Raw genomic sequence first — 9,872 nt, 5'->3', positions numbered from 1 at the left:
GAAAATTCTCACACAGTGTCAGAGAAAACCTGTTCACGGGCCTGCTCCAGCGCGGCGACCAGCGCGCCTCTCAGCACCGGGTTGCCCGCCACCGCCGTGGCGGCCACGCGCGGCTGGCTCGGGCACACCTTGGCGACGGCCTGCTCCACCCGCTCGGCCAGGGCGGGGCCTCCCGCGCGGCCGAGGTCGCCGCTGAGCACGATCAGCCCGGGGTCGAGCACCACGGCGATGGCGGCCACCCCGACGGCCAGCCGTCCCGCCACCTCCTTCAGGTAGGCGTCGTTGCCGGTGGCGGTGGCCGTACGGACCTGGTCGGCGGCGGTGGCGCCCGCGACGCCGTAGAGGTCGGCCAGGCCGGCCAGCGCCTCCTGGCCGACCAGGCGCTGGAAGGAGCCCGACTGCGGGTGGGAGACGTCGACGGGCAGCGGCTCGCCCGGCACGGGCAGCCAGCCGATCTCGCCCGCGCCGCCGGTGATGCCCCTGTGCAGGCGTCCGCCGAGCATGACGCCCAGGCCCTGCCCGACACCCGCCCAGACGACGGCGAAGTCGTCGTGGCCCACGGCGGCGCCGTGGCGGTACTCGGCCAGCGCGACGAGGTTGACGTCGTTCTCGATCGTGACCGAGGCGCCGAGCCGCTCGCGAAGGCTGGCCAGCACGCCGACGTGCCAGGAGGGCAGGTCATAGGAGAAACGCACGTCGCCGGTGCGCGGATCGACCACGCCCCTGGTCCCGATGACGAAGGCGCGCAGCTGGGACATGCCGATATGGGCGGTGTCGCAGGCCCTCTGGACGGCGTTGCGCACCGTCCTGACCGGGTCGCGCCCGTCGGAGGGATCGACAGTGACCTCGACCACGATTCTTCCTGTGATGTCGGCCACACCCACGGTGATGCTCTCGGGCAGCACCTCCAGGCCCGCGACGTACGCGCTGGAGGGAACGACGCCGTAGAGCGCGGCGTGAGGACCCCTGCCTCCCGCGCGCTGCCCCGCCACCTCGACCAGGCCCCTGTCCTCCAGTCGGGACAACAGCTGGCCTGCGGTTACCTTGGAGAGCCCTGTGCGTTCCCCCAGCTCAGCACGGGTGAGTGGCCCCTCGGAAAGAAGGAGTTCCAGCGCCGTGCGGTCGTTCAGTCTGCGCAACAACTGCGGGGTTCCCGGGTTCCGCGCCATGGACGCCCCTCCTCTCGTCACGATCCGCTAACGCCCGTTTCTTTTAAGAAAGTTTCTTGTTAGTTTAGCAGCAGTCAACCGAGGCCGGCGATCAAGGCTTCGGTGGTCTCTACGGCATCGAATGAGCGCAACCCCCGACGCGTTAGCCGGGAAGGGAGAACCCTAGTGAAGATCGCGAAGATCACGGCCGCCACGGCGACCACCGCCGCTCTGGCCCTGGGTCTGGCCGCCTGTGGCTCGAGTGAGCCCACGAAGACCGCCGAGCCTGCCGCCTCCGGCTCGGCCGCCGCTTCCGAGGCAGGCCCCAAGTACGCCGGCAAGACCCTCACCGTGTGGCGCCTCGGCGACAGCAACCCCGCCGCCGCCAAGTACATGGAAGAGCTGAACGCCGAGTTCAAGAAGCAGACCGGCGCTGACGTCAAGCTGGAGTGGATCCCCTGGCCGCAGGTGAACGACAAGTTCGCCGCCGCCGCGACCGGCACGGGCCCCGACGTCACCGAGATCGGCAACGACCAGGTGCCGCTGTGGCAGAGCCAGGACGCGCTCGCGCCGATCACCGACATCGCGCACGCGGGCGACCAGGCCGCGATCCCGAAGAACCTGTTCGGCCTCGAGACCATTGACAACGAGGTGTACGGCCTGCCCTGGGGCGCCGGTGCGCGCGCGGTCCTCTACCGCGCCGACTGGTTCAAGGAGCTCAAGATCGAGGTCCCGAAGACCTGGGACGAGCTCGTCGCCGCGGCCAAGAAGATCCAGGCCAAGAAGGGCGCCGACGTCGACGGCTTCGCCTTCAACGGCGGTTCCGACGCCAACCACCTGCTCGGCGCCTTCGCATGGGCCGAGGGCGGCGAGTACGCCGTCAAGGAGGGCGACAAGTGGGTCGGCAAGGTGAGCGACCCCACCTTCGCCAAGGGCTTCGAGACCTACACCAGCCTGGTCACCGAAGGCCTGTCAGGCAAGTCGCGCCTGACGCAGAACACGGTCGACATCCGCAAGCGCTTCGCCAACAACAAGGTCGGCATGTACCTCACCGCCGGCTGGGACCTGCCCGGCATCGAGGTCGACTCCAAGGGCAAGCTGAAGGGCGACAAGCTCGCCTTCTTCCCGCTTCCCGCCAAGGCCGGCGGCGAGGCCCCGTCCTTCTTCGGCGGCAATGACATCGCGCTCTGGGGCAGCACCCAGCAGGCCGACCTGGGCAAGGAGTACCTGAAGCTGGCCACCAGCAAGACCTGGGCCGACAGGTACGCCAAGGAAGGCGGCCTGCTGCCCATCTACCCCGACACGCTGGCCGCGCTCGCCGAGGACCCGGTGCAGGGCCCCTTCGCCCGCGCCTTCGCCAAGGCCAAGGCGTTCCCCGCCGACCCGAACTGGACCGAGGCCAACGAGACCAAGGCCGTGCTCCAGAACGCGGCAAGGGCGGTCATCGAGGGCAAGAAGGACACAGCCACGGCTCTCGCTGACGCCAACAAGGAAATCGAAGAGATCCTGAACCAGTAGTCATGGCGAACACGACCACGGTCGCACGGGGCGGAGGCTCCTCCGCCCCGGGGCGCCGCCGAAAGCGGCCGGGCGGGCCCCCGAGGGCCAGCGGGCTTCCCAACTGGGCCATCCCGTACGTCCTGCTCGTGCCCGGCCTGCTGGTGATCGCCGGGCTCCTGCTGTACCCGATGGTGCAGCTGGTCATCATCTCCTTCCAGAAGTTCGGCATCGCCCAGATCCGCGGCAAGGCCGCCGAGTGGGTCGGATGGGCCAACTTCGAGAAGGTCCTCGCCACCGAGATCTTCTGGACCTCGCTGCGCAACACCGTGGTGTTCGCCTCGATCGCCGTCACCCTCACCCTGGTGGTCGGCACCGCGGTCGGCGTCCTGCTGCACAAGCTGGGCAAGAAGATGTCGCTGTTCGTGGTCATCGGCTGCATGTTCGCCTGGGCCATCCCGCCGGTCGCCCAGGCCGCCATCTGGCGGTCGTTGTTCGACGCCGACTCCGGCATCATCAACTGGGCGCTGAACCTGCTGCCCGACTGGCTGTCGCAGGCGGTCTTCGGGCGCGCCGACTGGACCGGCGAGCCGTGGCTGAACGACGCGTTCACCGTCTACGTCGTCCTGGTCTTCTGCGTGGTGTGGGCGGGCTTCCCGTTCATCGCGGTGTCCGTGCTCGCCGGGCTCAAGGGCATTCCCAACGAGCTCTACGAGGCCGCCAGGGTCGACGGGTCGGGCGCCTGGCGCACTTTCAGGAAGATCACGCTGCCGCTGCTGAAGCCCGTCTTCGCCGTGCTGACCGTCCTGTCCATCATCTGGGACTTCAAGGTCTACACGCAGCTGCACATCCTCCTGAACGGCCCGACCAACCGCGAGGCGTTCAACCTGTCGATGTACGCCGTGGCCGAGGCCTTCAAGCCGCCGCCCAAGATGGGCACGGGCGCGGCCATCTCCATCGTGCTGACGATCATCCTGCTGATCATCACGGTGTTCTACGTCAGGCAGATCGTGAAGCAGGAGGAGATGTGAGTCCGGCACAGCGCAAGAGGCTCGGCAGGATCCTGCTGAACACCGCCGGAGTCCTCGTCTTCCTCTACGCGATCTTCCCGGTGTACTGGATGGTCTCGACCGGGTTCAAGACCAACGACCAGATCTTCACCACCGAGTTCATCCCGTTCCCGACCAGCTTCACCCTCGAGCACTTCTCGCGGGTGCTGACCGAGGGCGTGGCCAACAACTCGATCTGGCTCTACCTGCGCAACAGCGCGATCGTGGCGCTCGGCACGGTGCTGATCGGCTCGCTGTTCGCGCTGCTGTCGGCGACGGCCATCGCCAGGTTCAGGTTCAGGGGCCGTGGGAGCTTCCTCATCACCCTGCTGGTGGTGCAGATGCTGCCCGCCGAGGCCATGCTCATCCCGCTCTCGGTGATGATCAGGCGCGTCGGCCTCGGCGACCAGCTGCTCGGCATCATCGTCGCCCAGGTGGCGGTGACCCTCCCCTTCGGGATCTGGATGCTGAGGACCTTCGTGGCCGCGGTGCCCAAGACGCTGGAGGAGGCGGCCTGGATCGACGGCGCCAGCCGGATGACCACCTTCTGGAAGGTGCTCTTCCCGCTCGTCGCCCCCGGTCTGGTGGCCACCAGCATCTTCTCCTTCATCACCGCATGGAACGACCTGGTCTTCGCGCTCTACCTGATGTCCAGCTCAGAGGGCTACACGATGCCGGTCGCGCTCCAGTACTTCTTCGGGCAGAAGGGCGTCGACTGGGGTGCCATCATGGCCGGCTCGACGCTGATGACCATCCCGGTCGTCATCTTCTTCCTTCTGGTCCAGCGCCGCATGGTCTCCGGCCTGGTGGCCGGCGCCGTGAAGGGCTGACCGACCCACAGGTGCTCGTACGGCCGCCGCACCACCCGCGCGGCGGCCGTACCCGGCCCTGCCCACCTGCAGGGAGGTACGGCCCGCGTCCCGGACCGCGGGCTCGCGGGCCGTACCGGCTCCCTGCCACAGACCATCGTCCATTCGCACCCACTCCCCGCAAGAGCCCCATCAAGGGAGACGGGAGGGGTTGACCGCCAAAAGGGGAGTTCCAAGATGAGCCAGAGTGATCGGGGGCTGCGCCGTCTCGCGGCCGGCACGCTGCTCGTCGCCTTCCAGGGCACCACGGCCCCGGACTGGGTCCTGCGCGAGCTGGAGGCCGGCCTCGGCGGCGTCACGCTCTTCGGGTTCAACGTCGCCGACCCCGCCCAGCTGAGCGCTCTCACCACCGCGCTGAAGGCCGCGGGAGAGCCCGTCATCTCGCTGGACGAGGAGGGCGGCGACGTCACCCGCCTCGCCTACCACATCGGCAGCCCCTACCCGGGCAACGCCGCCCTCGGCGCCGTGGACGACGTCGAGCTGACTTACCGCGTCTACCGGGCGATCGGCTCCGAGCTGGCCGCCTGCGGCGTGAACCTCGACATGGCGCCCGACGCCGACGTCAACACCGCCGACGACAACCCGGTGATCGGCACCCGTTCGTTCGGCAACGACGCCGCCCTCGTCGCCAGGCACACCGTCGCCGCCCTCCAGGGCCTGCAGTCGGTGAACGTCGCCGCCTGTGTCAAGCACTTCCCCGGCCACGGCGCCACCCGCGTGGACTCCCACCTGGCGGTGCCGGTGGTCGACGTGCCGCTCGACGTGCTGCGCGAGCGCGAGCTGGTGCCGTTCCATGCCGCGATCAAGGCGGGCGCCAAGTCCGTCATGACCGCGCACGTCGCGGTTCCCGTGATCACCGGCGACCAGCCCGCCACCCTCTCGGCCGCCGCGCTGACCGAGCTCCTCAGAGGTGAGCTCGGATACGACGGCGTGGTCGTCACCGACGCGCTCGACATGCACGCGATCACCAAGAGCGTCGGTCTCGCCGGCGGCGCCGTGCGCACGCTGGCCGCGGGCTCCGACCTGCTGTGCCTGGGCCCGCTGCCGACCTACGACGACGTCAGGCAGATCATCGCGGAGATCGTCGCCGCCGTGGGCGAAGGACGGCTGCCGCTGTCCCGGCTGGAGGAGGCCGCCGCCAGGGTCGCCGACCTGCGCGCCTGGTTCGGCTCCGGCACGGCGGGCGCCGCCGAGGCGAGCGTCGTCGGCCTGGACGCGGCCCGCAGGGCGGTCACCGTCACGGGCGCCACCGCCACCCTGCTGAACCCGCTGGTGATCGAGATCGACACCCCGCCCACGATCGCCGTCGGCGACGTCCCTTGGGGGCTGGCCCTGCCCTCGGCCGAGACCGTGCGCGTCAAGCCGTCCGACGCCGACGCCGAGGAGCTGCTCGAGCGCGCCGCCGGACGGTCGCTGGTGGTGGTCGTCAAGGACGCCCACCGCTACGAGGAGAGCAGGACGCTGGTCTCTCGCCTGGTCGCGGCGAGAGCCGACACCACGGTGATCGAGATGGGGCTGCCGATCTGGCGTCCCGAGAGCGCCGCCTACATCGCGACGTACGGCGCCGCCCGCGCCAACGCCCAGGCCGCCGTCGAACTCCTGACCGCCTGACCTGGGATTCTCCGCATTCTCGGGGGCCGGACGCTCGGGGCCCGCATCTGGGGGGGCCGGATTCCAGGCTTCTCGGAGGCCGGGCTCCCGGGCTCTCGGAGATCGGGCTCTCGGGGACCGGTTCTCGCGGTTCGGTCTCCGGGGTCAGGAGGCGAAGATCTCCTCGCGGGCCTGGTCGAGGGCGGCGAGGACCGCGCCGCGCAGCACCGGGTTGTCCTCCACCGCGGTGGTGACCACCTCGGGCCTGATCGGGCAGATCCTGACCACGGCCTCCTCCACGCGGGACGTGAGCGCCGCTCCCCCGGCCTTCCCCACGTCACCGGCCAGGACGACGAGCCCGGGGTCGAGCACCACGCACACCGACGCCACCCCCAGCGCGAGCCGGTGCGCGATCTCGTCGAGCAGCGGCTCGCCCCTCGCACCGTCGGCGACGGCCTGGGCGACGCCGTCGTAGCCGTACCCCCTGGCGAGCTCGGCCACCGCCTCGGCGCTGACCAGCGACTGCAGACCGCCCGCCAGCGACGGCAGCCGCCCTGGCACCGCCCTGATGTCCTCGGCCAGCGGCACCCCAGGAACCGGCAGGTAGCCGATCTCACCCGCGCTGCCCGACCGCCCCCTGTGCAGCTTGCCGCCGAGCATCACCGCGAGACCGAGCCCTCGCCCCGCCCAGAGCAGCACGAAGTCGTCGACGCCCTTGGCGGCGCCCGCGGCGCGCTCGGCCAGGGCGGCCAGGTTGACGTCGTTCTCGATCGTGACCTCGCGCTTGAGGTCTCCCGCCAGCGCCTCGTGGATGCCTTCGTGCCAGCCCGGCAGGTCGAAGGAGAAGCGCACGTCGCCGCTGCGGGGGTCGACCACGCCAGGCGTGCCGATCACCACGCCGCGCAGCTTGGCCAGGCTCACCTTGCCGCTGCGGCAGGCCTTGACGACCGCGCTGTGCACCACGGAGACGGGGTCGTCGTGACCGTTGGGCGCGACGGTCACCTCGGCGATCGTGCGGCCATGGATGTCGGCGATCGCGGTCGAGACCAGCTCGGGACCGACGTCGAGCCCCGCGACGTAGGCGCTGGAGGGCACCACCGAGTAGAGAGCGGCGTTGGGGCCCCTTCCACCGGCCTGCTCGCCGACCACCTCGACCAGCCCGCGCTCCTCCAGCCTGGCGAGCGTCTGGGAGGCGGTCACCTTGGACAGGCCCGTCAGATCACCGATCTGCCCGCGCGTCATCGGCCCGGTGTCGAGCAGCAGCTCCAGCGCGGCCCGGTCGTTGATCTCCCTCAGCAACCTGGGCACACCAGGACGTCGCTCCACGGGCAAAGCTTAGCCCTCTTGCCTGATGACCCGCAGGACGTGAGGATGGCTCATGCTCCTGCTCGCCTTAGGCCTGGCGCTGCTGATCGACGTGCTGCGCGTCTTCCTTCCCTCCCTGATCACGCTCTTCGGCCGCGCGGGCGAGACCCCCGCCGAACTCATGGGCCTCTACGCCGCCCTGTGGTTCGTGCTGCCCTGCCTCGCGCCCCTGCTGCGCCCCCGCTGGTCGCTGATGGGCGGCGCGGCCGTCCTCGTCGCCGCCCGACTCGGCCTGCAGGCCTTCGACGGCGGCACACCCCAGCTCGCGCTCGCCTCGGCGGGTGTCAGCGCCGCTCTCTTCTTCCTGTACGGCTGCAGCCGTACCCTTCCCCGCGCGGCCGTCCCGACGGGCATCGCGGCAGGGCTGGCGTTCGCCGTTACGGTCCACCTGCTGCTTGACGGCGTGGACCTCGTCTGGCGCGACGGCCCCCTCCCCTGGCTCGCCACCTTGACCCTGAGCGCCGCCTTCGCGGCCCTTCTCCACCCTCCCGCCTTCGCGGCGCTCTTCCGCTCTCCGGCCTTCGCCGCCCTCCTCCGCTCTCCGGCCTTCGCCGCCCTCCTCCGCTCTCCGGCCTTCGCCGCCCTCCTCCGCTCTCCGGCCTTCGCCGCCCTCCTCCGCCCTCCCGCCTTCCCCGGCCCGCTGGCTCCTTCAACCGGCGCTCGGGCGCAGAGCCCGTCTGGCGCGGGCGGACAAGCGGCGCCCGGCGGTCACGCCCCCGGTCGGGAGCCTTCATCGTTCTCGCAGGTCGCCCCAGGGTCAGGGGAGCTCGCCCCAGGGGCCGCGTGGTTCCTGCTCGGCCCCTCGCTGCTGCTCGTCGGCATGAGCGCGGGCCTGTCGACAGCCGCATGGCACGGCCTGCCCCTGGGCGAGGCTGCGCTGGGGCTCGGGTCGTTCGGGCTGAGCGTGGCGCTCATGGTGTGGCTCGCGGCCCGTCCCGTGTCCTCGAAGCGAGCCGCCCTGCTCCTGGCCGCCCTCCTCGTCGCGGGCACGGTCCTCATGCTCGCCACCGGACACGGCCAGCTCGTCCCCCTGAGCGTCGGCGGCCTGCTGGCCGTGGCCGCCCGGCCAGGCCCGCCCGCCGTACGGCCGGGGGCGGGGGTGCTGGGCGGCGGGCTGGTGTTCCTGGTCGGTGTGTTCGGCTACTACGCGGCCTACGACCTGGACCTCGGCTTCCCCAACGGCCTCGTCGCCACCGCCGTGGCCGTCGCCGCGGCCCTCGTAGGCGTCACCTCCGCCCTGCGCACCCCGAAGACCCTCGACACCACCGACGCCACCCGCGCCCCTGAGGTCGCCGAAGTGACCGCCCCCACCGCCACCGCGACCGCCGCGGACACCAACACCTCCGCCGACACCGACACCGACGCCTCCACCGCGGACGCCGCCGCCGGCACCGGCACCGGCGAGACCCTCCGCGGCGGCGCCGAGGGCGTGGGCGGCGCAGGCGGAGTGCGGCCCGGCGTTCCAGCCCGCAGGGCGGCCGCACAGTTCTCCGGTCTGCGGCGGATCGCCGGTCTGTGGCGGCTCGCCGGTCTGTGGCGGCTCGCCGGTCTGTGGCGGCCGGTGGTCGCGGCCGTGGTGCTCACCGGGCTCTCGTTGGCGGCCGGATGGCGGAGCGCACCCGCCGTCCAGCCCAAGGAGGGTTCGTCGTTCACGCTCCTCGCCTACAACATCAGGATGGGCTTCGGCCTTGACGGCAGGCTCTCGCTGGACGACATCACCGCGTGGGCCGCGGCCAAGCGCCCCGACGTGGTGCTGCTCAGCGAGGTCGACAGGGGCTGGCTGCTCAACGGCGGCCACGACGACCTTGACAGGATCGCGCGCGGCCTGGGCCTGCGGGCCTACTTCGCCCCGGCCGCCGACCAGGTGTGGGGCGACGCGCTGCTGACGAACCTGCCGGTCAGGCAGGTCGTCTCGCACCCGCTGGGCAAGCACGGCTACCCGACGGGCGCCCAGGCCCAGACGGCGGTGATCGAGGTCGGCGGAAACGAGGTGGGCATCGTCAACACCCACCTGCAGTCTCCTCCGGGGCAGGCTCCCGAGGTGGCCGCGCTCGTGCGCGACCTGTCCGCGGGCGGACGGCGTCCCGTGGTGCTGGCGGGCGATCTCAACACCCGTCCGGGGGATCCGGAGATGCGGGTGCTGGAGTCGGCAGGGCTGTCGGACCCACTGATCGCGCTCGGAAATCCCGCCACCTCGCCCGCCGACGCTCCGGTGGAGCGCATCGATCATGTGCTGGTCACCGGCGGGGTGCGGGTGGAATCGGCGGACGTGCCGCGCCTGCCGTGCTCGGATCATCTGCCCGTGATGGCCGCCCTGCGCATAACCAGTGTTGACCAGGAGGGATAATCGACAA

7 protein-coding genes are annotated in these 9,872 nt (G+C 71.0%); 5 read left to right on the top strand and 2 right to left on the bottom strand.

From position 1 onward, the window contains the following. Positions 1–8 precede the first annotated feature (8 nt). Entirely contained in the window at positions 9–1,169 is a 1,161-nt protein-coding gene (locus FHR33_RS35980; RefSeq protein ID WP_183657539.1) for an ROK family transcriptional regulator, read from the bottom strand. Between the two features lie 165 nt (positions 1,170–1,334). On the opposite strand from FHR33_RS35980, the gene FHR33_RS35975 reads away from it, so the two are divergent. The 4 genes from FHR33_RS35975 (at position 1,335) to FHR33_RS35960 (ending at position 6,174) form a co-directional block, all read left to right on the top strand. Then, positions 1,335–2,666: an extracellular solute-binding protein gene (locus FHR33_RS35975; protein WP_183657536.1), complete on the top strand. Its 1,332-nt coding sequence runs from the start codon at positions 1,335–1,337 to the stop codon at positions 2,664–2,666. A gap of 2 nt (positions 2,667–2,668) precedes the next feature. Beyond that, complete coding sequence (locus FHR33_RS35970; RefSeq protein WP_183657533.1) at positions 2,669–3,676, top strand: carbohydrate ABC transporter permease; 1,008 nt, start codon at positions 2,669–2,671, stop codon at positions 3,674–3,676. Then, positions 3,673–4,524, top strand: coding sequence for a carbohydrate ABC transporter permease (locus tag FHR33_RS35965; RefSeq protein WP_183657530.1), 852 nt, complete (start codon positions 3,673–3,675; stop codon positions 4,522–4,524). Before FHR33_RS35970 ends, FHR33_RS35965 begins: the two co-directional genes overlap by 4 nt. Before the next feature lie 216 nt (positions 4,525–4,740). Further along, positions 4,741–6,174 (top strand): glycoside hydrolase family 3 protein, encoded by a 1,434-nt coding sequence (locus FHR33_RS35960; protein WP_183657526.1) that lies wholly within the window; start codon positions 4,741–4,743, stop codon positions 6,172–6,174. 144 nt (positions 6,175–6,318) lie between these two features. Here the strand turns inward: FHR33_RS35960 and FHR33_RS35955 are convergent, their stop codons facing one another. Further along, on the bottom strand, positions 6,319–7,479 hold the full coding sequence (locus tag FHR33_RS35955; protein WP_183657523.1) for an ROK family transcriptional regulator: 1,161 nt from the start codon (positions 7,477–7,479) through the stop codon (positions 6,319–6,321). A gap of 52 nt (positions 7,480–7,531) precedes the next feature. Between FHR33_RS35955 and FHR33_RS35950 the strand changes: the two genes are divergently transcribed. Beyond that, positions 7,532–9,865, top strand: a complete 2,334-nt coding sequence (locus FHR33_RS35950) for an endonuclease/exonuclease/phosphatase family protein (protein WP_183657520.1) — start codon at positions 7,532–7,534, stop codon at positions 9,863–9,865. The last annotated feature ends 7 nt before the right edge of the window (positions 9,866–9,872 follow it).

The sequence above is a fragment of the Nonomuraea dietziae genome (assembly GCF_014195505.1).
GTDB classification, from domain to species: Bacteria; Actinomycetota; Actinomycetes; order Streptosporangiales; family Streptosporangiaceae; genus Nonomuraea; species Nonomuraea roseola.
Note: the sequence above shows the minus strand (reverse complement) of the source record. Positions and strands in the feature narration are given on the sequence as shown.

Excerpts from the sequence above, each read along its gene's own strand:
- FHR33_RS35950 (WP_183657520.1), top strand. The coding sequence starts at position 7,532 with ATGCTCCTGCTCGCCTTAGGCCTGGCGCTGCTGATCGACGTGCTGCGC.
- FHR33_RS35980 (WP_183657539.1), bottom strand. The coding sequence starts at position 1,169 with ATGGCGCGGAACCCGGGAACCCCGCAGTTGTTGCGCAGACTGAACGAC.
- FHR33_RS35970 (WP_183657533.1), top strand. The coding sequence starts at position 2,669 with ATGGCGAACACGACCACGGTCGCACGGGGCGGAGGCTCCTCCGCCCCG.
- FHR33_RS35960 (WP_183657526.1), top strand. The coding sequence starts at position 4,741 with ATGAGCCAGAGTGATCGGGGGCTGCGCCGTCTCGCGGCCGGCACGCTG.